At 43.2% G+C, this 22,832-nt stretch carries 16 protein-coding genes; 15 read left to right on the forward strand and 1 reads right to left on the reverse strand.

Annotated features, from left to right (window positions below):
* Positions 1–85: 85 nt before the first annotated feature.
* The 15 genes from G7Y32_RS05660 to argH all read left to right on the forward strand — a co-directional run bounded on the left by G7Y32_RS05660 (position 86) and on the right by argH (position 19,956).
* Positions 86–928, forward strand: a complete 843-nt coding sequence (locus tag G7Y32_RS05660) for an undecaprenyl-diphosphate phosphatase (protein WP_165211835.1) — start codon at positions 86–88, stop codon at positions 926–928.
* A 168-nt stretch (positions 929–1,096) separates the two neighbouring features.
* Positions 1,097–1,900, forward strand: coding sequence for an adaptor protein MecA (locus G7Y32_RS05665; protein WP_165211838.1), 804 nt, complete (start codon positions 1,097–1,099; stop codon positions 1,898–1,900).
* 3 nt (positions 1,901–1,903) lie between these two features.
* On the forward strand, positions 1,904–3,064 hold the full coding sequence (locus G7Y32_RS05670) for a glycosyltransferase family 4 protein (protein ID WP_165211841.1): 1,161 nt from the start codon (positions 1,904–1,906) through the stop codon (positions 3,062–3,064).
* A 604-nt stretch (positions 3,065–3,668) separates the two neighbouring features.
* Positions 3,669–4,439: a Fe-S cluster assembly ATPase SufC gene (gene sufC / locus G7Y32_RS05675; RefSeq protein WP_165211844.1), complete on the forward strand. Its 771-nt coding sequence runs from the start codon at positions 3,669–3,671 to the stop codon at positions 4,437–4,439.
* 135 nt (positions 4,440–4,574) lie between these two features.
* Entirely contained in the window at positions 4,575–5,837 is a 1,263-nt protein-coding gene (gene sufD, locus G7Y32_RS05680; protein WP_165211847.1) for a Fe-S cluster assembly protein SufD, read from the forward strand.
* A 21-nt stretch (positions 5,838–5,858) separates the two neighbouring features.
* Positions 5,859–7,085 (forward strand): cysteine desulfurase, encoded by a 1,227-nt coding sequence (locus G7Y32_RS05685; RefSeq protein ID WP_165211850.1) that lies wholly within the window; start codon positions 5,859–5,861, stop codon positions 7,083–7,085.
* The gene (sufU, locus tag G7Y32_RS05690; RefSeq protein ID WP_165211853.1) at positions 7,072–7,512 is read left to right on the forward strand and encodes a Fe-S cluster assembly sulfur transfer protein SufU; all 441 of its coding nucleotides are present in this window, start codon (positions 7,072–7,074) and stop codon (positions 7,510–7,512) included. Before G7Y32_RS05685 ends, sufU begins: the two co-directional genes overlap by 14 nt.
* A 436-nt stretch (positions 7,513–7,948) precedes the next feature.
* Positions 7,949–9,637 carry a CHAP domain-containing protein gene (locus G7Y32_RS05695; protein WP_165211856.1) on the forward strand — a complete coding sequence of 563 codons (1,689 nt, stop codon included), beginning with the start codon at positions 7,949–7,951 and terminating at the stop codon, positions 9,635–9,637.
* Positions 9,638–9,782: 145 nt separating this feature from the next.
* Positions 9,783–10,277 carry a beta-class carbonic anhydrase gene (locus G7Y32_RS05700; protein ID WP_165211859.1) on the forward strand — a complete coding sequence of 165 codons (495 nt, stop codon included), beginning with the start codon at positions 9,783–9,785 and terminating at the stop codon, positions 10,275–10,277.
* A gap of 110 nt (positions 10,278–10,387) precedes the next feature.
* Complete coding sequence (locus G7Y32_RS05705; RefSeq protein WP_165211862.1) at positions 10,388–11,134, forward strand: TIGR00266 family protein; 747 nt, start codon at positions 10,388–10,390, stop codon at positions 11,132–11,134.
* A 119-nt stretch (positions 11,135–11,253) separates the two neighbouring features.
* A complete protein-coding gene (locus G7Y32_RS05710) occupies positions 11,254–11,907 on the forward strand; it encodes a hypothetical protein (RefSeq protein WP_165211865.1) in 654 nt (217 codons plus the stop codon).
* A gap of 346 nt (positions 11,908–12,253) precedes the next feature.
* The gene (gltX, locus tag G7Y32_RS05715; RefSeq protein ID WP_165211868.1) at positions 12,254–13,711 is read left to right on the forward strand and encodes a glutamate--tRNA ligase; all 1,458 of its coding nucleotides are present in this window, start codon (positions 12,254–12,256) and stop codon (positions 13,709–13,711) included.
* Between the two features lie 579 nt (positions 13,712–14,290).
* Complete coding sequence (locus G7Y32_RS05720) at positions 14,291–15,040, forward strand: response regulator transcription factor (RefSeq protein WP_004228558.1); 750 nt, start codon at positions 14,291–14,293, stop codon at positions 15,038–15,040.
* Positions 15,041–16,686: 1,646 nt separating this feature from the next.
* Positions 16,687–17,877, forward strand: a complete 1,191-nt coding sequence (locus G7Y32_RS05725; RefSeq protein ID WP_004226304.1) for an argininosuccinate synthase — start codon at positions 16,687–16,689, stop codon at positions 17,875–17,877.
* Positions 17,878–18,564: 687 nt separating this feature from the next.
* Complete coding sequence (argH, locus tag G7Y32_RS05730; RefSeq protein WP_004227947.1) at positions 18,565–19,956, forward strand: argininosuccinate lyase; 1,392 nt, start codon at positions 18,565–18,567, stop codon at positions 19,954–19,956.
* Between the two features lie 82 nt (positions 19,957–20,038).
* Here the strand turns inward: argH and G7Y32_RS05735 are convergent, their stop codons facing one another.
* Complete coding sequence (locus tag G7Y32_RS05735) at positions 20,039–22,483, reverse strand: bifunctional 2',3'-cyclic-nucleotide 2'-phosphodiesterase/3'-nucleotidase (protein WP_165211871.1); 2,445 nt, start codon at positions 22,481–22,483, stop codon at positions 20,039–20,041.
* Positions 22,484–22,832: the final 349 nt, after the last annotated feature.

Raw genomic sequence — 22,832 nt, forward strand, 5'->3', positions numbered from 1 at the left:
CGGTTTTATTAGGGAAGTCCTATTTTTAAAAGTCTTTGCTTTTTGCTATAATGAAATTAATTGATTTTCGAAAACAGGAGATATTATGTTAGTCATCGAACTGATTAAAGCCATTTTTCTAGGGATTATTGAGGGGATTACCGAATGGCTTCCCATTTCTAGCACAGGCCACCTAATTCTGGTGCAGGAATTTGTCAAGCTTAATCAAGGTCACGCCTTTAATGAGCTTTTCAACATTGTTATTCAGCTAGGAGCTATTCTAGCAGTTATGGTCATCTACTTTGAGCGTCTCAATCCTTTTCAAAGAGGGAAGACTCCTAAGGAGATTCGCCTGACTTGGCAACTCTGGATGAAGGTGGTTATCGCTTGTATTCCCTCAGCTATTTTTGGTCTGCTTTTGGATGATTGGATGGATGCTCACTTTAGTAATTTCACCAGTGTGGCGACTATGCTCATCGTCTATGGTATTGCCTTTATTTGGATTGAACGCCGCAATCGCAATGTGGAGCCACAGGTGACCGACTTGGCACGGATGCATTACAAGACGGCCCTTTATATCGGTCTCTTCCAAGTACTTAGTATTATCCCGGGGACCAGTCGATCAGGAGCTACTATTCTGGGAGCCATTTTAGTTGGGACCAGTCGGAGTGTGGCAGCGGATTTCACTTTCTTCTTAGGAATTCCGACCATGTTTGGCTACAGTGGTCTCAAGTTCGTTAAGTTCTTGCTGGACGGTAATCATTTGAATGTTGCGCAATGGTTGGTGCTTTTGGTTGCCTCGGTGGTAGCCTTTGCGGTCAGCATGGCTGTTATCAAGTTCTTGACGAACTTCGTTAAAAAACATGATTTTACCGTTTTTGGTTGGTATCGCATCGTTTTGGGATTTATCTTACTTATCTATGCAGCTGTCAAGGTTTTGATGGTATAATGGCTAGACGACTGAAAGGGAACTTTCGGTCTTTTTTTATTTAGCGTTGAAGCTGATTGGGGATGATCAGTCAAAGGCCTTGGGCTTAGGTCTCTGCTGTTCTTGTTTCGTTGAACTTTTGCCCCTTTTCTTGTATAATATAATAACTACTCGTGCGAGGTAATTACTATGGAAATGAAACAAATTAATGAGTCGACACTCAAGATTTCTGTTAGTCTTGAAGATCTTGATTCATACGGCATGGAACTAAAAGATTTCCTGATGCCTCAAGAAAAAACAGAAGAATTTTTCTATACTATTTTAGATGAATTGGATATCCCAGATAGTTTTAAATCAACTGGTATGTTAAGCTTCCGGGTAACTCCCCGTAAAGATCGGGTCGATGTTTTTGTAACAAAGTCTGAGCTTAATGAAAGTCTGGATTTTGAACAGTTAGCCGAAGATATGGGGGATATGTCAGACATGAATCCAGAGGATTTTTTCAAAAATCTGGAAAAGAATATGATGGCCCAGGGTGATACTGAAGCTCATGAAAAATTGAAAAATTTGGAAGCCATGCTAGATGATGCTATCGGTGATTTGCCAGAAGAAGTTCAAGCAGTAACAACTGGTTCAGAAGACGGTGAGAGCGATGCTAGGGCTTTCAGGCTTAAAGAGGAGGATTTAATTCCTGTTACCAGTTATGCGCATTATGTTGCAGACTTTCCTAATTTGGAAGCCGTTATTGTAGCAGCCAAGGCCTTGGCTGTGCCAACTGAGGCTTCAGAACTCTTTAAATCAGAAGAAGGCTATCATTTGACAGTTCTCTTTAGCATTGAAGATGAAGAACCTATTCGCGCTAAGCAGCTGCAAGCTCATCTTTTAGAATATGGTGAACCTGCTCAGCACACCCGAGCCTATCTCTTGGAGCATGCTGTTAAACTTTTGGATCATACAGCAGTAGATAAATTGAAAACGATAGAATTGGTATAAAGAATGATTAGTCAATTTCGTTTACAATACATTCTGGTTCTGATCGGAGTCTTTTTGATTCCCTTGGTTTTAACACCTCTGATTCGGTTTTTGGCCTTTCGGATCGGAGCGGTTGATAATCCTAATGCTAGACGGATTAATCAGGTTCCCATGCCTTCAAGTGGAGGCTTGGGGATTTTGATTGCCTTTTTAGTAGGGACCTTGATTTTAATGCCCATTATCACTGAAAAGAATCACTATTTCATGTCCTACTTTGACTATATTCTGCCAGTAGCTATGGGAGGGTTGATCGTCTCGATGACAGGCTTTGTTGACGATGTTTTAGAGCTCAGGCCGAGAGCAAAAATGTTAGGAATTATTGCTGGTGCGGTTGTCGTCTGGGCTTTTACGGACTATCGTTTCGATAGTTTTAAAATTCCTTTTGGTGGGCCTATGCTTTATTTTGGTCCTGTCCTGAGTTTTTTCTTGACGGTCCTTTGGATCGTGGCGATTACCAATGCGATCAATCTGATAGATGGGCTAGATGGTTTGGTTTGTGGAGTGTCTGTTATCAGTCTGACTACCATGGGTTTGATTTCTTATTTTTTTCTATTTGATAGCAATCTCTATACAACCCTGACTATTTTTCTACTGATTGCTGCTATTGCAGGCTTTTTCCCCTATAATTACAATCCCGCTATTATTTATCTGGGGGATACGGGTGCTCTCTTTATCGGCTTTATGATTGGGGTGCTCTCCTTGCAGGGGTTGAAAAATTCGACGGCTGTTGCAGTTATTACTCCGGTCATTATCTTAGGAGTGCCGATTTTAGACACTTTTGTGGCTATTATTCGGCGGAAATTATCGGGACGACCTGCGACTGAGGCCGATAAGATGCACCTCCACCATCGACTCTTAGCGATGGGGTTCACCCACCGTGGTGCGGTTTTGGTGGTTTATGGCATCGCAATGGTATTCTCGCTGACTTCCCTGCTTTTGAATGTATCCAGTCGGCTGGGGGGAGTGCTCTTGATTATAGGTCTTCTCTTTACAGCAGAAGTTCTGATTGAGGGCCTACAAATTTGGGGCGTAGGACGGACTCCGCTTTTTGACTGTCTCAAGTTTATTGGGAATAGTTCCTATCGTCAAGTAGTTCTGGATAAGTGGAAAAAAAGGTGGAAGTAAGTTAGCTGATTACAATCAAAGACAAAGCCAAGCTTGGCTTTTTTTGTTATAATGTAGGGTGTTTGGGGAGTGAAGGCAAACTGGCTGGTGGTTGAGCGAACTGATCCTGCTTTCGTTTTGAGGCTGGAGAATGGTTGAGCAAATTATCTCCTTATCTTTTCAGAGCCGAGTGTTCAAACTTGATCGGAAGAGAGTAGGATAAACAGTCAGGGTGTTACTCCCTCACCACAAAGCGCTATCATCTTTGAAATAAGTGTAAAAAGAGCTAGCTTCTTTGATATAGATGGTAGTTATTGCTTGATGTAGTGGTTGATCGGAAGTTCTTATCTTGGGGGATTCCTATTTTTCAAACACACCTTTAAACTGTCTACTCGATGCGTAAGTACGATAGCTTATAAGTCTGAAAAATATGACTAAAGGATATAGAATATAGATATAGCGAGCCAAGCTTGTCTCATCTCATCAATTATGCAGAGATAGGATTGAAACGCTCTAGTGGTCTAGTGGAGGATATCAACCTGAGCTTAGGTGTTAAAGAGTGAGGAAATTAAGGCGTTGTCCACTGATTTCTATTCTTTTATAAAATATATAGAGGAGGAATGTTTTGTCTGTACTTGAAATTAAAGATTTGCATGTGTCTATCGAAGACAAAGAAATATTGAAAGGGTTGAATTTGACCCTGAAAACAGGGGAAATTGCAGCTATCATGGGTCCCAACGGGACTGGGAAATCAACCCTATCTGCAGCCATCATGGGCAATCCTAATTATGAGGTGACCCAAGGCCAAATTCTTTTTGATGGTCAGGATATTCTTGAATTGGCAACCGATGAGCGGGCGCGTTTGGGTCTTTTCTTAGCGATGCAGTATCCAGCAGAAATTCCCGGAATTACCAATGCTGAATTTATTCGGGCAGCCATGAATGCTGGTAAGGAAGACGAAGAGAAAATCTCTATCCGTGAATTTATTACGAAGCTGGATGAGAAAATGGAGCTTTTGGGTATGAAGGAGGAAATGGCGGAACGCTATCTCAATGAAGGCTTCTCAGGCGGTGAAAAGAAACGCAATGAAATTCTCCAGCTCCTCATGCTGGAACCTAAATTTGCTCTTTTGGACGAAATTGATTCTGGGCTTGATATTGATGCCCTTAAGGTTGTATCCAAAGGCGTTAATGCTATGCGTGGTGAAGGCTTCGGAGCAATGATTATTACTCACTATCAACGTCTGCTTAACTATATCACACCTGATGTGGTTCATGTTATGATGGACGGTCGTGTAGTGATGACTGGCGGAGCCGATCTAGCTGCCCGCTTGGAAAAAGAAGGCTATGCTCAATTAGCTGACGATTTGGGCTTAGAGTACCACGAAGAAGTCTAATGATGAAAAAGAGGTTTGAAGGGTTGCTCTGCTTTCTGTAGGTAGATTAGCTTAGGGAGGCCTCCTTGTTTTTAACAAACCTAGAAAACGAACTTTTACTCAAACAGTTTGATTAGAAATGGAGTAAGCATCATTATGACAAAAGAAGCAATTATAAATTTTTCCCAGCTCAAGGCAGAGCCGGCCTGGTTACAAGACAGACGTTTGGCTGCTTTTGCGCAAATTGACCAGCTGAAGCTACCCAAGATTGAAAAGGTTCGCTTTAACCGCTGGAATTTCGGAGATGGTAGTCTGGCTGAAAATGAAGCGACAGCTAATGTGCCTGATTTTACTGCTTTAAGCCAGAATCCTAAGTTGGTTCAAGTCGGCACTCAAACGATTCTGGAGCAGCTAAGTCCTGAACTCATTGAACAGGGTGTTATTTTTACTGACTTTGCCAGTGCTCTGGAGACTATTCCAGAAGTTTTAGAGACTAATTTTGCTAAGGCTCTGGCCTATGATGAAGATAAGTTGGCGGCTTATCATTATGCCTATTTCAATAGCAGTGCCGTCCTCTATGTTCCTGACAATATTGAAATCGCCCAACCTCTAGAAGGTATCTTTTACCAAGACAGTGATTCAGATGTGCCGTTTAATAAGCACATTCTTGTGATTGCTGGCCGCAATAGTAAATTTAGTTATTTGGAACGCTTTGAATCTATCGGTCAAGCTAGTTCTAAAGCAACGGCTAATATCAGTGTGGAAGTTATCGCTGGGGCTGGCAGTCAGGTCAAGTTTTCAGCTATTGACCGTTTGGGGCAAAACTTGACCACTTATATGAGCCGGCGGGGGCGCTTGGAGCGCGATGCCAGCATTGATTGGGCTCTGGGCGTGATGAATGAAGGCAATGTCATCGGTGATTTTGATAGTGATTTGATTGGTGACGGCAGCCATGCTGATCTCAAGGTGGTAGCCGCCTCCAGCGGTCGTCAAGTTCAAGGGATTGATACCCGTGTGACCAACTACGGCCGTAACTCTGTTGGGCACATCTTGCAACATGGGGTTATCTTGGAAAAGGGTACCTTAACCTTCAATGGTATCGGTCATATTGTCAAGGGGGCTAAGGGAGCGGACGCGCAACAGGAAAGTCGAGTCCTCATGCTCTCGGACAAAGCACGGTCTGATGCCAACCCGATTCTCTTAATTGATGAAAATGATGTCACTGCTGGTCACGCCGCCTCCATCGGCCAAGTAGACCCTGATGATATGTATTATTTGATGAGTCGTGGTCTGAAATACGAAGAAGCGGAACGTCTTGTGATTCTTGGTTTCTTGGGAGCTGTGATTACAGAAATCCCAAGCAAGGATGTGCGTGATGAAATGATTGCCGTTCTTGATCACAAGTTAGACCAACGTTAAGATGATTCGAGGAGGTTATCCTTGTTAGATACAGAAACGCTTAAAAAAGATTTTAAAATTTTAGATCAGGTAGTCAATGACGAATCCTTGGTCTATTTGGATAATGCCGCAACAACCCAAAAACCTCAAGCAGTCCTTGAGGTTTTGCGTGCTTATTATGAGACAGATAATGCCAATGTTCATCGAGGAGTTCACACTCTAGCAGAGCGGGCAACAGCCGCTTACGAGAACAGTCGGGAGAAAGTCCGTGCTTTTATTAGAGCAAAATCAACTAAGGAAGTTCTTTTTACCAGGGGAACAACTACTGGCCTCAATTGGGTGGCTAATTTTGCCAAAGAAGTTCTGCAGCCGGGTGATCAGGTCTTGATTTCTATTATGGAGCATCATTCCAATGTCATTCCATGGCAGGAAGCCTGTCGGGCGACTGGAGCAGAGCTGGTCTATGTCTATCTCAAAGATGGCCAGTTGGATATGGTAGATCTCAAGGACAAGCTCAATGACCGCACCAAGTTTGTCAGTATGGCACAGGCGTCTAATGTTCTAGGCTGTCTCAATCCTGTCAAGGAGATTGCTAGTCTAGCCCATCAGGCAGGAGCTTACATGGTTGTTGATGGTGCTCAGTCTGCCCCCCACATGCCCATCGATGTACAGGACTTGGATTGTGATTTCTTTGCCTTCTCAGGTCACAAGATGCTGGGACCAACGGGGATCGGAGTTCTATACGGCAAAGAAGAAGTGCTCAACCTCATGTCGCCTGTCGAATTCGGCGGGGAAATGATTGATTTCGTCTACGAGCAGGAAGCCAACTGGAAGGAGCTCCCTTGGAAATTTGAGGCGGGAACACCTAACATTGCAGGAGCTATTGCTTTGGGAGCGGCTCTGGATTATCTGGATAAGATTGGTATGGGGGCAATCCATGCCCACGAGCAGGAGCTGGTGGCCTATGTTCTGCCCAAATTGCAGGCTATTAAGGGTTTAACAATTTATGGGCCTGAGGATCCTAATCAGCACACTGGCGTTATTGCCTTTAATCTGGATGGTGTCCATCCTCATGATTTAGCTACTGCTCTGGATTACGAAGGCGTAGCTGTTCGGGCAGGTCACCATTGTGCCCAACCTTTGATTAACCATCTGGGGATTCATTCAGCTGCTCGGGCAAGCTTTTATCTCTATAATAGTAAGGAAGATTGCGATAAATTGATCCAAGCGATCTTAGCAGCAAAGGAGTTTTTCAATGGCACTCTCTAGTTTGAATAATCTCTATAAGATGGTGATTGCAGAGCATTCTCAAAGCCCTCACCATCATGGCTTTTTAGAAGGGGTTGAACAGCTTCAGCTCAATAATCCTACCTGCGGCGATGTCATCAATTTATCTGTCAAATTCGATGGTGATGTCATCGAGGATATTGCTTTTGCTGGGGATGGTTGCACCATTTCAACAGCTTCATCCAGCATGATGACCGATGCTGTCATCGGCAAGACCAAGGAGGAGGCCCTGCACCTGGCAAAAATTTTCTCCGAAATGGTTCAAGGACAAAAAGATGACCAGCAAAAAGAATTGGGTGAAGCTGAACTGATGGCGGGAGTCGCTAAGTTTCCCCAACGGATCAAGTGTGCTACCCTCTCCTGGAATGCTCTGAAAAAGGCTATCGAAAGAGATGGTGAACAAAAGTAAAAATGGGAAGAGGCTGAGACAAAAGTTCTCAGCCTTATTTATTTAGTCAATTCACTGACTAGGCGCAGTGGTTGGGAGTAAGACTTGTTGGCTGTGCCAGCTTAGTCTTACCCCTGCACAGTTCATTAGGTGCTTTAGCACCAATGAACCACTGCTGGTTGGCTATCCTTATCTTGGGACGCATTCCTATTTTCAGGCGCCCCCTTAAACAGTCCACTGGACTGTTTAACTACTCTACAAGTGATAGCTCCAACAGTTTGGGGAACTGTTGGAGGATATCCAATTTTATGAACGTTAGTTCATGTCACTCCCTAACCAACTGTGCGGAGGTGGGACAACGAAATCAACTTCTTCGAATTATTGATTTCTGTCCCACTCTCTTTTTGCTCTTTTACGAATAAATAGGTGAAATTATTCGTGAAAGGAGTTGCATGTCATGAAAAAGGAGAAATTGTTATCACTGACTCTCTTGTTTCTTCTGTCGAGCTCTTACCTAGCCTCAGGAGTAACGCTGGCAGAGGCTGTCAGTAACTCAGCTCGTAGTCCTAGGGAGGAACAAGGAGATCTTGGAGACGGTGAAAGCGTGGAAACCAGTTCCAGCACTTCACAAAAAGAATCGTTGGACGAGAGTAAAACAGAAACAAAGGCGACAGGTGAGGAGACTTCTGATGAGGATAATAGTGCCAAGCCTTTAAAATCAGGCGATAAAGAAGATAAGCCCGTGGCTCCTGAAGAAGAGGGAGCGGCTTATGCTTCAAGTCAGTCTGGTTCTTCCCTTCAAAAAGATTCTGATGAACGATTGGAAAGTACTCCAGAAATTCGTCGGGGTAACCAATCTGAGCAGGAGATCCAGTCTGCTGATGACTCACCATCAGATCAGCAGAGTTCTGGTAAGGATGCTGGTTCCGACTCTGATAAGACTCAGAAGTCCGAATCGAAACCAGTGGCAGAAAAGAAAATAACAAAAACAGAAGAATCAGAAAAACAGTCAGTTTCCTACTGCCAGTCCCCTCAACTGCCACTGGGTCAAGCCAATGTGCTTGTCCGCCCATTTTTCGATGGCTACTGGGCAGGGAAGTCAGCGGCTGTCTACTTTAATGATAAGGAAAATGAAGCTGGTGAGTCTACCGGCCCTTTGACCTATACCACCTATGTAGAACATTGGTCAGGTCAGGATGCTTATAGTCACAACCTTCTCTCCCATCGTTATGGTGTCAAGGCGGAACAATTAGACGGTTACTTGAATTCTTTGGGACTGGCCTATGATAATCGGCGGATCAACGGGAAACTACTCCTCAAATGGGAGAAGGAGACTGGCCTTGATGTACGGGCAATTGTTGCTATAGCTCTTCACGAAAGTTCTTTAGGGACTGCTGGAGTAGCAACGCTTCCAGGTTCCAATATGTTTGGCTATGGGGCTTTCGATAATAATCCTAATCAAGCGAGTCATTTTAACGATAGCCAAGCTATTTCTAAGATGGTAGGTCAGACTATTATTCAAAATAAGAACTGGACTTTTAAAATACAGGATGATAAAGCAGCAAAGAATGCCTTAGGTCAGCTGGATGTCATCAGTGATGGTGGTGTCTATTTTACTGATACCTCAGGTAGTGGTAAGCGACGGGCACAAACGATGCAGGAGCTTGATACTTGGATTGATCAGCATGGCGGAACTCCAGAAATTCCGGAAAAGTTAAAGCATCTGTCCGGTATCAGTCAGGCGACCTTACCAACAGGCTACCAACTTTCTCGTCCTATGACTCCTCAAGCTTACCAGGCTCTCTCCTATCCTTGGGGTCAGTGCACCTGGTATGTCTACAATCGGGCTCGGGAATTGGGTTACAGCTTTGATCCCTACATGGGCAATGGTGGGGACTGGCAATTTAAATCAGGGTATAACCTTAGTCACCAGCCTAAGGTGGGCTATGCTGTTTCTTTTGCACCGGGTCAGGCAGGAGCGGATCCAGACTACGGTCATGTGGCTATTGTTGAGCAGGTGAAAAAGGATGGTTCCATTCTTATTTCTGAATCGAATGCCTTGGGTTCTGGAGTTATTTCCTATCGAATTTTTACGGCTGACCAAGCTGCTGAACTGACTTATGTGATTGGGAAGCCTCTTCCGTGATAGTTGATAATTCCTTGACTAGAAACATTTTTATCTGGCAGTCTCTATTTTTGAGAATGAAGATTAGTATTTCTCCTTTAACCGTGTTATAATGGTCAAACGTTTGATGTCCGAATCCTTTTCTGGATCGGCTAAAGGAGGTATTATGTCTTATTTTGAAAATTTTATCAAGGCTAACCAAGCCTATATCGATCGACATGGAACAGCTCATCTACCCATTAAACCAAAGACCAAGGTGGCCATTATTACCTGTATGGATGCCCGGCTCCATGTCGCTCCAGCTCTAGGGTTAGATCTTGGAGATGCCCATATTCTGAGAAATGCCGGTGGCCGTGTAACCGAGGATATGATTCGCTCTTTAGTCATTTCCCAGCAGCAGTTGGGAACTCAGGAAGTTGTTGTGCTTCATCATACTGACTGCGGAGCTCAAACCTTTAAAAATGCCGATTTTGTAGCTGATTTGGAGGAGCGTTTTCAGGTTAATCTGCAAGATAAGAATTTTCTTCCTTTCACAGATGTGGAAGAGAGTGTCCGCCAAGATGTTGCTCTTCTCAAGGATTCTCCTTTGATTCCGGATGATATTACTATTTTTGGAGCCATCTATGATGTTGATACAGGACGGATTTCGCCGGTTCAATAATTTCGTTTTCAGTCTCGGTCTCGGGGCTGATTTTTTTCTAGCGTATTGACAACATAAGAAGGGGGCGGTTATACTAGGCATAGAAAGTTATAGAAAAGTGAGGTGGTCCTATGTCGGATAATCACATGAGCTATCGGATTGATAGTAATATGCAGTTTCCGCTGGTAGAAATTTTCCTTGAAGCAGGGGAGTCAGCCTATATCCAGCGTGGTAGCATGGTTTACCATACCCCATCAATCACACTTAACACCAAGCTCAATGCTAAGGGAGATGGTCTAGGTAAACTCTTTAAAGCCGTCGGTCGTTCCATAACTTCTGGAGAATCGGCTTTTATTACTCAGGCCGTTTCTAATGCAGATGATGGTCGTCTGGCTATTGCGCCTTCCATGCCTGGTCAGATTATCGCTCTGGAATTAGGAGTCAAACAGTACCGCCTTAACGATGGCGCCTTTCTAGCTCTGGATGGTTCTGCTCAATATACCATGGAGCGACAGTCAGTTGGACGGGCCTTTTTCGGTGGCCAAGGTGGTCTCTTCGTTATGACAACCCAGGGTCAAGGGACACTCTTGGCTAATAGCTTTGGTTCTATACAGAAAATCGAACTTAACCAGCAGGAGATTACTATTGATAATGCTCATGTGGTTGCTTGGTCCAGAGAGTTGGATTACCAAATCCATTTGGAAAATGGTTTTCTGCAATCTATCGGTACAGGTGAAGGTATTGTTAACACCTTCCGTGGCAGCGGTGAAATCTATGTACAAAGTCTCAATATTGAAACCTTTGCCCAAGTTATCGGTGGCCATTTAGTGACACCATCTACTAGTAACAAGGGTTCGGGGATCATGGATCTGTTTTAGATGGTTAGATTTGCAGTCTCTAGAAAATAGGGGAGGAGGGCAGGTTGACTTGCTCTCCATTTCAATTGTAACCATCAAGACCGTTTTAGTCTCGCTCACTCTGTAAAGAAGGAAGCAATATGCGAAAGTTTTTCTTAGGAATTAGCCTAATTTTGTTGGCTGCCGTTATCGTATTTCAAGATTTATTTGCCCCAGCCCTAGTTGATGGCTGGGCTCTTCTTGGTCTTTGTATCACGGCCGCTTGGTTTTTAGGAAGTATCCTGCGTGCCGCTTTTACCAGTAGTTTCCTTAGTCTAGGTTTTTTCCTAATCATTTTAAATGGCCGCCTGCATTTTTTACCCTTGTCTAATAGTACAATTTTTCTCGTTGCTTTCTTAGTGGGTCTGGGGCTGGATAATTTGTTTGGAAGAAGGAAACCTTGGAATTTTAGATGGCGGACCAAGAAAAATAATCAGTATATCTATGCCCCCTATAATAGCAATGCCAGTCACATCAGGGATGACAATTTCATCTCAGGTAGGGCGGAAGTAACCTTTGGCAAGAAGGTAATTTACTTTGATGAAGCAATGATTTTGGGTGACATTGCTACGTTTGAGGTTGAGGTCTCTTTTGCTAGCATAGTTCTTTATATTCCTAGAGATTGGTCGGTTGTTTGTAAGGTCTCGAATGTGTTCGGTTCTGTCAATCTGCCTAGTCGGCGCTCTGCAGGAAGAAAGACTTTGGAGTTGACTGGTAGTGTGGCTTTTGGCAGTTTGGAAGTGGTTTATCTTTAGTTAGAGATAATTTTCAAGCATTAAGGGAGGTGGCTGGGCAAAAACTCGTCCAGTATCCCGTTTTGGGATAAAGTCTTGACGCAGTGGTTGGCCACTATCCTAACTCACTGTGCGGAGGTGGGTTAAAAAGGTCTGGGAGACCTTTTTAATCGGGAAATGAAGCTTGCAAAGCAAGTGTCAAAAACGGTTTGGGGAGAGACCGTTTCAGGTCACCACCTTAAAACCAGGCCATGGTGAGGACCAAAATTTTCAATTTTTGGGTTGATCCCACGCCCTTCCCTTTTTCTCCTATTTAGTGCTATAATAATAAGGATTGAATCATTTTGAATAGGAGACGATAAAAACTATGTCTAATGAAATTCGCGTGCGTTACGCACCAAGTCCAACGGGACTGCTACATATCGGAAATGCACGGACGGCGCTCTTTAATTATCTCTATGCTCGTCACTATGGCGGTACTTTTGTCATTCGGATTGAAGATACTGACCGCAAGCGCCATGTTGAAGATGGTGAACGCTCGCAATTGGAAAACCTGCGTTGGCTAGGGATTGACTGGGATGAAAGTCCTGAAACTCATGAACGTTACCGTCAGTCAGAACGTTTGGAGCTCTACCAAAGCTATATTGATCAACTTTTGGCGGAAGGTAAGGCCTATAAGTCTTACGTAACAGAAGAAGAATTAGCAGCTGAACGGGAACGCCAAGAAGCTGCTGGAGAAACCCCTCGTTACGTCAATGAATACCTAGGTATGGACGAGGAGCAAAAGGCTGCTTATATTGCTGAGCGTGAGGCTGCCGGTATCGTCCCAACGGTCCGTTTGGCTGTTAATGAAGCTGGTATTTACAAATGGACTGATATGGTCAAGGGTGATATCGAGTTTGAAGGCAGCAATATCGGCGGTGACTGGGTTATTCAAAAACGCGATGGCTATCCAACCTATAACTTCGCTGTCGTTATTGATGACCATGATATGAGGATTTCCCATGTTATTCGCGGCGATGATCATATCGCCAACACTCCTAAACAGCTCATGGTCTATGAAGCCCTTGGTTGGGAGCCTCCACAATTTGGTCACATGACCTTAATTATTAACTCTGAAACAGGTAAAAAGCTGTCTAAACGAGATACCAATACCCTGCAATTTATCGAGGACTACCGCAAGAAGGGCTACCTCCCGGAAGCTGTCTTCAACTTTATTGCCCTCTTAGGTTGGAATCCTGGTGGAGAAGAAGAAATCTTCTCCCGTGAGGAATTGATTAAACTCTTTGATGAAAGTCGTCTCAGCAAGTCACCAGCAGCTTTTGATCAAAAGAAAATGGACTGGGTCAGCAACGACTATATCAAGAAAGCTGATTTTGAGTCTGTCTTCGCCCTCTGTAAACCTTTCTTGGAAGAAGCGGGACGCCTGACCGACAAGGCTGAAAAGTTGGTAGAGCTTTACAAGCCTCAGCTCAAGTCAGCTGATGAAATTGTCCCTCTGACTGACCTCTTCTTTGAAGACTTTCCAGCATTGACTCAGGAAGAAAAGGATTTTATGGCGGGTGAAAGCGTTCCAACTGTCCTTACGGCCTTCAAGGCTAAGCTGGAAGCCATGTCTGATGAGGACTTCCAAGCAGAAAATATCTTCCCGCAAATCAAGGCTGTTCAAAAGGAAACGGGCATCAAAGGTAAAAATCTCTTCATGCCAATTCGGATTGCTGTTTCTGGTGAAATGCACGGTCCAGAATTACCAGATACTATTTATCTATTGGGGAAGGAAAAATCTATCCAACATATTGAGAATATGCTGAAGAACTTGAAATAAGAAGGATATCAGGACTGGCTTAGGCTGGTCTTTTTTCTGCTGCCTATTATCTATTATCCATTAGTTATTACAAAATTGCTAAGATCTCAAGATAAGTTCTGGGTGCTTGAGTACTGGAATTTAGTATGAGGAGGGTGAATAAAGTCAGTAGCATTTAATCTCAGACCAAGTTTCATTTTTGATATAGAGTTGGTGTCATAAAATTTCTCGCATCTAAGTGTTTTATAAAAAGAGATTTAAAGAGCCTCAGACTTGGAGATTTAACTGTTGTAAAATTTACAATCCTTTTATTTTCTGTTACAGGAAGGTTATGATATACTGAATAGGAATTAGTGATAAGTTTGCTTGCTGTTAAAGTTGGCCATGAGGAGAAGATCTGCCTTGAGAATGGGGGAGAGATATTCTCAAGGCTCTGGAGCTGCTTCTAATAACTGAGCCAACCATAAGAACACGCTGTTCACTGAATGTGATCCCCCCGAGTATTCGGAGGGTTTTTATTTTAAAATGAAGATAATTTTTGTTATTTTAAGTGTGAAATAATATAATTAATCAAAGAGTGGTTAGAAATGGTGGGAGTTTATGAATATATTTATTTTGGAAGATAATTTAATCCAACAAACGCGGATTAAAACCTTAGTAACGGAGATATTGCGGGAAGAAGGAATTTCAGCTCGTCAGTTTGAAGTTTTTTCCAAGGCACAAAATCTATTGGATGCTATTGCTGAAAAGGGTAATCACCAGCTTTTCCTTTTGGATATTGAAATTAAGGGAGAAGAAAAAAAGGGGTTAGAGGCAGCGGCGGATATCCGTCGGATTGATCCTGCGGCTGTTATTGTTTTTGTGACCACTCACTCAGAATTCGCTCCGATTAGTTTTAAGTATAAAGTTTCTGCCTTAGATTTTATTGATAAAACAGCTCCGGATGAGCAGTTCAAGACTGATCTGCGTGAAGTTATTGCTTATACGGCTAACAATATGCACCGCTCGGAGGAAGTGGATGAGGTTTTTACCTTTGAATCAGCTCAGGCGCGTGTTCAGCTGCCCTTCAAGGATATCTATTACTTTGCGACCTCGCCAACGCCCCATAAGGTCATGTTAATTACAAAAAATGAGCGTTTAGAGTTTTACGGTAGTCTCTCAGAGATTGCAGAAGTCAATTCACGACTCTTTTCCTGCCACCGATCTTTCCTAATTAATTTAGATAATATTAGTCGAGTGGATAAGGCTGAGCTCTTAGTCTTCTTTGAGAATGGAGATGCCTGTCCAGTTTCCCGCTTGAAGATGAAGGCTCTTATGCGGGAGTGGGGAGCCAGACAGGAGACTGTTTAAGGCAAAAAATAAAGTTTGAGAGTAGGACAAAAATCAACCACTGCGTCAATTTGGTAAATCTAGGATAATGCTAACGAGTTTGGACTTTTGTTCCAGACTCTTTTTTATTTTGCTGGAGAAGATTGAAAAACTAGGTGGTTCAATTGTCCATTTACATAGAAAAAATCTGATTTTAGTCCATCAATCTAGGATATTATTCTATGATCAGAAAGAGCAGTTGGGGATAAAAAATGCATTTCAAGAGAAATTTTGACATTTCAAGATAAAAAAACGACAATTCAAGATATTGTGGTTTAAAAATCTTTGATTTGAGATATACTAATCAGCGTAGGGATGAAGTTTTCTATCAGTTTCTCTCTCCCAATAATTATTCTGATAGAAGACAGACGCAAACTTATCCCGAACTTCTTATTTATTCGAAACCCATTTCTCATCTCTCTCCCAATATACTGTGAAATGGAAAGGGACCCGCGACGGCGGGTTCTTTTTTTTGCAAAAATTATTTTCTAATTTCTGCCGGTATGGTGAAAAGAGGATCATAAGAGGTTGGAACAGACGATCATGAGTGCTGCGCTCTCAGCTGTAAGATCATGTAAGCTATAGATGACATCTAAAATATTCGAATTCGATTTAACTGGTTTAGAGAGCATGAGGGTAAGAACTTGTATTCACATTTTTTGACAGTTAGCCTTATGTGGTAGGGACGCAAGCGACCTCCTAACGGAGTTCCATTGCTCATTTTCAAGCCTAGGGTCTTGAAAATCCCCTCGACGATTGACTTAAATAGGGTCAATCGTCTTTTTACCACGACGGCAACTGTCTGCTTTGAGCGACCTTATGGTCGCTTTTTCCAGCTGAGGCTAAGAATTTAAACTTGTGAATACAGTTTCTAAGACTTTGTTGGTTAGGCCAAGAAGCCTTACTCCTGCATAGGTTGAGAATGAGACAAAAATCGGTAAATCGTTATGAAATGGTGATTTCGATTTTCCTCGCCCTCCCATTTTAAGGCTCAGGCCTCTGCTATTTTTCTATTTTTAGGTGGCAGGCTTTGGCAGTCTATCCCCAGACTGCCAAAGTCTACTGGAGCATTTCAATCTCACCTCTGCTACAGTCGATATTGTTAGTCTACTATACTGTTATGCTGTGAAATGGCAGGTATAGCTGCTGGTGTTTCGAACTTTTACAAATATGGCTGCTAAAAGTATAAAATCTTTCAAGATGTTTGATTATCAGCAACGGTTTTCTAAATTCCTTTTTGCCAGATCTAAGGGGTTTGCGATATGGTGTTGGTGTTTGTTCGGCCTCGTGTGGGGTTGAGGTCAATGTGCCATAGTGCTTGGTGTTGGCTATCAAGTGAGGGGTGTTTAATAGCAAGTCTCTGGGGTATCTTGATGAACCTGTGCAGAGGTAGGTGAGAGCGGTAATAGTTTTGAAGCTGTATTGGAACTTACTAGAGACTTTTCGTCTTCAAATGAATAATTTCCTGTATATTTACCCAAAACATGAATAAAAAACAAAAAATTATAAAAAAATCGAAAAAAAAATACAAAAAGTACTTGACTCATGAATAAAAATACCATATAATGACTTTCGTAAGGTTGAGATATACAAAAAACAGCCTAAAAAAGAAGAAAAGAGAAATAATTATGTCAAAAGAAAAAGTCATTCTAGCTTACTCAGGGGGACTTGATACCTCCGTCGCGATTACTTGGTTGAAAAAAGATTACGATGTTGTTGCTGTCTGCATGGATGTCGGTGAAGGTAAGGACTTGGAATTCATCCATGATAAGGCGCTGAGCGTTGGAGCTGTTGAGTCTTACGTCCTTGATGTTAAGGATGAATTTGCTGAGGAATATGTTTTGCCAGCTTTGCAGGCTCATGCTTACTATGAACAAAAGTATCCTTTAGTATCAGCCCTCAGCCGTCCAGTAATTTCTAAGAAATTGGTTGAGATTGCTCATAAGACTGGAGCAACGACTATCGCTCATGGCTGTACTGGTAAGGGGAATGACCAAGTTCGGTTTGAAGTGGCTATTGCGGCTCTTGATCCAGAGTTGAAGGTTATTGCGCCAGTTCGGGAATGGAAATGGTCCAGAGAAGAAGAAATTGAATACGCTAAGAAGAATGGCGTGCCAGTTCCTGCTGATCTTGACAATCCTTATTCAGTTGACCAAAACCTTTGGGGGCGTGCCAATGAATGCGGTGTCCTTGAAAATCCATGGAATCAGGCCCCTGAAGAAGCCTTTGGTATTACCAATTCTGTTGAAGAGGCTCCTGATACGCCTGAATTTGTTGATATTGAATTTAAAGCTGGTAAACCGGTGGCTATCGATGGTCAAGAAATGAAATTGGCTGATTTAATTCAAAAATTAAATGATTTGGCTGGGAAGCACGGTGTCGGTCGGATTGACCATGTAGAAAACAGATTGGTCGGTATCAAGTCTCGGGAAATCTATGAATGCCCTGGTGCTATTACACTGTTGACCGCACATAAGGAAATTGAAGACCTGACCTTGGTTCGGGAAGTGTCCCACTTTAAACCAATTCTTGAAAATGAATTATCTAATTTGATTTATAATGCCCTTTGGTTTAGCCCAGCGACGGAAAGTATTTTGGCCTATATCAAAGAAACTCAAAAAGTGGTTAATGGAACTGCAAAAGTGAAATTGTACAAGGGAACTGCTAAGGTTGTGGCACGGAAGTCGCCGAATTCTCTTTATGATGAAAATTTGGCAACCTACACTACAGCAGATAGTTTTGATCAAGATGCGGCTGTAGGATTCATTAAACTTTGGGGGCTGCCAACTCAAGTCAACTCACAAGTTAATAACAAATAATGTTAATGTGAGAGGTGAGTGGGCAGAGCTCAAAATAAAGGCAAGGAAAATCTTCAGATAAAAGGGGTCAGAGAGCCCCATCTGGACCTCTTTTCTTTAAACTTAATGCCCGATGAGGCCGTCCGGTGAGGCGACTGACGGGCCCAAGAGGAAGAAGTGCTCTTCCTTTTAGGGACAAGTCCTGTGAGACCATCAAAACTAGCTATGACATAGGCTAGTTTTTTTGATATGATGGTAATACCTGTTGAAAATCAAAACGATAGGTCCTTGCACACTGACCACGCCTGTGTTTCTGTAAACTAGGTAGGTTTTCTTTGAAACGCTTAAGGGCTTTATATCTTAGTTTCAGCTTGCTGTACTTTTGGGAGTGAAACAAAAGTACGGCCTTCTACTGACTATTTTAGTAGAACAGTCTGATGCGGCGCAGTGTTGGAAGACAAGTCTTTGTTGGCCATGCTAGCTTAGTTTACCTCTGTACAGGTCCATTAGGTGCTTTAGCCAAGGTCCCATAGGACTGGCGTGTTAGATCCAGTGACAGCGGATTTAACTAAGGCTTTGCCTTGTCTTGACTGTAAGGGGATATAAAGAAGGCTGGTTGACTCACTAGCTGGGTTTCTTGTCTTTATAATAGATGTTGTAACATTAAAGAAAGGGAATGTTCGCTAGCTAAGCGAATCTGGTAATACTATGGCAGAAAATCATAAACTCTGGGGCGGCCGTTTTGAAGCAGGTCTAGAAAAATGGGTCGAGGAATTCGGTGCTTCTATTTCTTTTGACCAAAAGATGGCAGAATTTGACTTAAAGGGTTCCATTGCTCATGTGACCATGCTGGGGCAAACAGGCATCATCAGTCCTGAAGAAGCTAGCCAAATCAAAACAGGTCTTGAGGAACTCTTGCAGGACTTCTATGCTGGTCAGCTAGAATTTGATATCGCCAATGAAGATATCCACATGAATCTGGAGTCACTTTTGACTCAGAAAATTGGACCAGTAGCTGGAAAGCTCCATACGGCTCGTTCACGTAATGACCAAGTGGCGACCGATATGCACCTCTATCTCAAGGCTAAATTAGTTGAAGTGCTGGATAAACTGCATCATTTGCGACAAACCTTGGTTGATTTGGCTGATAAGCATGTTGATACTATTATGCCGGGCTACACCCATCTGCAGCATGCCCAGCCGATTTCCTTTGGTCATCACCTCATGGCCTACTACAGCATGTTTACCAGAGATAGTGAGCGGTTTACCTTTAACCAAAAGCACACCAATCTTTCGCCCTTGGGAGCTGCAGCTCTGGCTGGGACAACCTTCCCTATTGATCGCCAACTGACCAGCGATTTGATGGGCTTTGATGCTCCCTATAGCAATTCTCTGGATGCGGTGTCTGATCGAGACTTTATTTTGGAATTTTTGGCCAATGCCAGTATCCTCATGGTGCACATGAGCCGCATTTGCGAAGAGATCATTAATTGGTGTTCTAACGAGTACCAGTTCGTCACCTTATCTGATACCTTTTCCACAGGCTCTTCTATCATGCCACAGAAGAAAAATCCTGACATGGCTGAACTCATTCGTGGGAAAACAGGCCGAGTTTATGGCAATTTGACTGGCCTGCTGACGGTTATGAAATCCCTGCCTCTCGCTTACAATAAGGACCTGCAAGAGGATAAGGAAGGTATGTTTGATACAGCGGAAACCATCACGGTGGCTATTGATATCTTGGCGGGAATGTTGTCCAGTATGACGGTCAACGACCGCCACATGGCTGAATCAACCGAAAAAGATTTCTCCAATGCAACAGAACTAGCAGACTATCTGGCTGTCAGGGGGCTTCCTTTCCGTCAGGCTCACGAAATTGTTGGTAAGCTGGTTTTAGAATGCACCAAGAATGGTCACTACCTTCAAGATGTCCCCTTAGAGCGCTATCAAGAAATCTCTGATCTGATTGAGGGAGACATCTATACTGCCCTGCAATCGAGGACTGCCGTTGAGCGCCGTAATTCACTGGGTGGCACAGGCTTTGATCAGGTACACTGGCAGATTGAAGAAGCGAAGAAAACTTTAATGAGTGATAAATGATGATCGCTTGATCATCAGGAAAAAAGCTCCTACTAGTCAATGTACTAGTGGGAGCTTTTAAGTTAACTGGGGAATTGTTCTATCAGTGGCGTTTAGATTTAGGCAAAAGATTAGCCGCAAATATGCTGATAAGGAGACCGACTAGGCTCAGGCTCCAGCTAGATTGCCCATTTGTTTTTGGTAATTCAGCCTGCTTGCTGGTCTTGGAGCCTGTTGGGGCTGCTGTCTGACTTTGCAGGTTTTGGTAGTTGCTGGTTACCATTTGTAAGATAGCTTGACGTTTTTGGAGCGACAAGGCTGGTTTAGCGGTCTGCTCTTGTTCCTTGGCTTGTGGATCTGCTGGAGTTGTTGGACGGCTTGGATCAGTGGCTTCGGTATAGATGTACTTAAAGTCGCCAAAGCCATTCTGACTAGGATCGGCTGCAACAAACTGAATGGTTGTCTTCTGATTAAGGAGATTTTTCGCCCGCTCGGCTGTGCGGAAGTGAACATCCAGTCCCTTGATGGTATCGGCAAAACGCCAATTGTTGTCGGCAGTGGGGTTGATAATTTTTTCAGCCGTAATGTAATTGATGAGAATCTGGCGGTTTTCTAAGTTGAGCAGTCGGTTTTCGCTAGCATTTCTCACACCTGGGAAGTTCCCGCTTGCCCGATAGTTGTTGGTTGCCACCATAAATTCTTGGTTATCAGCAACAGGCTGTCCCATGTAGGTTAAGTCCCGGACACGATGAGCGTCTGGATTGACGAGGTTGCCATCAATGTCATATTTATTAGGCTGCGTGACATCGAATGTGTAGTTGATGCCATCGATGACATCAAAATTATAAGTACGATAGTCGGTATTAATCAGTTGTTGAGGTCCTGTCTTGCTAGGGTCGATCTGGTTAAACTGGCCAGCTGACATTTCCAGCCATTCCCGCAGATCTTTACCAGTAACTTTGAGAACGGCTGTAACATTGTCGTAGAGATAAAGGTCTGCAACATTTTTAATAGCGATTGGACCGGCAGGAATATCAGTATAGGAAGAAGCATCATTGCGAGCGCCGGCTTTAAAAGGAGCAGCTGCTGAGAGAAGGGGTAGGCTGGCTTCTGGTGTTCCTGCCAGTTGCTCCTTCAGATACCAGCGTTGAGCATTATTGACGATTTGAACGGAAGGGTCGTCTGCTACTAGGGCAAAATAGCTATTGATTGGAGCTGTTGTTGTTCCTACTTGTTCACGGACATAATCGATAGTGGCTTCGTGATCAGGTTTGGCTAGGTTTAAAATTCTTTCATCAGCCTGGTCAGAATTGCTGTCAATCTTGCGAATTTCAGCGTGACTCTGCTCAACCTTCCATTTGCCCCCTTGGAAGAGCAGGTTGAGCTTGATAACGCCTAGATGATCGCCATATTTTCCGCCCATGGTAACAGGGATACCGTTGATTTTGCCGTTAAAACCATCGACACCAGGAATTTTTTCGTAGACTCCTGTACCATTCCCCGATGGAAATTCAGCATGGGCATGACCGGTGACAACTGCATCGATTCCCTTAGCACTGGCAATTTGATAGCCAACATTTTCTTCACCAATATCATAGTGGTCGTTACCAATACCTGAATGGGACATGACCAAAACAATGTCAGCTCCCTTAGCTCGCATCTCGGGAGCGACAGCCTCGACAGCTTGAACGGCATCGATGGTTTTGACCTTGCCCTCTAAATTAGCCTTATCCCAATTCATAATTTGAGGTGGAACGATACCTGTGATACCAACATTGATGGTGACTTGCCGGCCGTTAATATCGGTAAAAGTTTTGGGAATAATAATGTAGGGATTGAAATAGTGTTTGCCAGTTCTCGCATCAATGACATTGGCATTGACGATTGGTAGACCTGCTGAATCAACAACGCGATTGAGGTAGTCTAAACCATAATTGAATTCATGGTTTCCCAAAGAAGCGGCATCATAATGCAAGGTCGTAAAAGCCTTGTACATAGGATGCTGTTGACCTTGCTTAACAGGATTGATGAGTGCTTCGTAAGTTCCCAGTGGGGTGCCTTGAATGGTATCACCGTTATCAACCAAGACAGAGTTAGGATTTTCCTTTTCAGCCTGATCAATGAGAAGGGCGGTCTTGGCTAGACCGATATTTTGGGCATTCTTGTCTTGATAGTAATCGTAGTTAACCAGATTGGTGTGGAGATCGGTAGTTGAAAGGATTTGGACATCTACTTTTTCACCTTCAATTGGTTTAGTATCATCAGCCTTTTCTTGATCGGCAGTTTGCGGAGTTGGGTTTTGATTGATCGGCTGCTCTTGGCTATTTGATACTTGGCCAGCAGGGGCTTGGGCATTAGCATAGCTCTGACTTTGGTCTTGACTGGTTGCAACTTGTTGACTGCTAACGCCACTGGCGCTTGCTACTTGGTTTTGAGTTTGGGACTGGGATTGAGGAAGCTGTTCATCGGCTGTGACTCGGTTGGCAACTAGTCCAGCTGTGACCAGTGAGAGTAGCAGGGCACTTTTTCTTAGATAGTGTTGAGGCATGTGGAAACTCCTTACTAATTAATGATGGCCATATAGGCAATGTAGAAAGAAGGCAGCTGTGCTTGCATTTAAATGCTGTAAAAGATAGCTGCCAAAAAGTTCGCTTAGAAACGCTTTTAGGTCTTATTATACACAGAAAACAGAAACTAACAAGTTAAAATCCGAACTTTAATTGTATAACATTTAATTTCTATCGTATAACAGTCAATCTTTCACCTGAATACTTTTGGGGCTGATTTAATACTTAGAACTCAATTGGTCTGGTATTTATAGCTAACTAGTGATAAAATGTAGCTTGGCAAAGGGAAGCGTCTGAGAGGTTAGATAGATCGTGTTGAATCTAGGGTAT

This window comes from Streptococcus tangpeifui (assembly GCF_011038795.1).
Taxonomy (GTDB): Bacteria; Bacillota; Bacilli; order Lactobacillales; family Streptococcaceae; genus Streptococcus; species Streptococcus tangpeifui.

What these genes read in the sequence shown, in the direction of transcription:
- G7Y32_RS05665 (WP_165211838.1), top strand. Translation starts at nt 1,097, where the DNA reads ATGGAAATGAAACAAATTAATGAGTCGACACTCAAGATTTCTGTTAGT.
- G7Y32_RS05670 (WP_165211841.1), top strand. Translation starts at nt 1,904, where the DNA reads ATGATTAGTCAATTTCGTTTACAATACATTCTGGTTCTGATCGGAGTC.
- G7Y32_RS05720 (WP_004228558.1), top strand. Translation starts at nt 14,291, where the DNA reads ATGAATATATTTATTTTGGAAGATAATTTAATCCAACAAACGCGGATT.
- G7Y32_RS05725 (WP_004226304.1), top strand. Translation starts at nt 16,687, where the DNA reads ATGTCAAAAGAAAAAGTCATTCTAGCTTACTCAGGGGGACTTGATACC.
- G7Y32_RS05710 (WP_165211865.1), top strand. Translation starts at nt 11,254, where the DNA reads ATGCGAAAGTTTTTCTTAGGAATTAGCCTAATTTTGTTGGCTGCCGTT.
- sufD (WP_165211847.1), top strand. Translation starts at nt 4,575, where the DNA reads ATGACAAAAGAAGCAATTATAAATTTTTCCCAGCTCAAGGCAGAGCCG.
- G7Y32_RS05660 (WP_165211835.1), top strand. Translation starts at nt 86, where the DNA reads ATGTTAGTCATCGAACTGATTAAAGCCATTTTTCTAGGGATTATTGAG.
- sufU (WP_165211853.1), top strand. Translation starts at nt 7,072, where the DNA reads ATGGCACTCTCTAGTTTGAATAATCTCTATAAGATGGTGATTGCAGAG.
- G7Y32_RS05705 (WP_165211862.1), top strand. Translation starts at nt 10,388, where the DNA reads ATGTCGGATAATCACATGAGCTATCGGATTGATAGTAATATGCAGTTT.
- G7Y32_RS05695 (WP_165211856.1), top strand. Translation starts at nt 7,949, where the DNA reads ATGAAAAAGGAGAAATTGTTATCACTGACTCTCTTGTTTCTTCTGTCG.
- G7Y32_RS05735 (WP_165211871.1), bottom strand. Translation starts at nt 22,483, where the DNA reads ATGCCTCAACACTATCTAAGAAAAAGTGCCCTGCTACTCTCACTGGTC.
- gltX (WP_165211868.1), top strand. Translation starts at nt 12,254, where the DNA reads ATGTCTAATGAAATTCGCGTGCGTTACGCACCAAGTCCAACGGGACTG.
- argH (WP_004227947.1), top strand. Translation starts at nt 18,565, where the DNA reads ATGGCAGAAAATCATAAACTCTGGGGCGGCCGTTTTGAAGCAGGTCTA.
- G7Y32_RS05700 (WP_165211859.1), top strand. Translation starts at nt 9,783, where the DNA reads ATGTCTTATTTTGAAAATTTTATCAAGGCTAACCAAGCCTATATCGAT.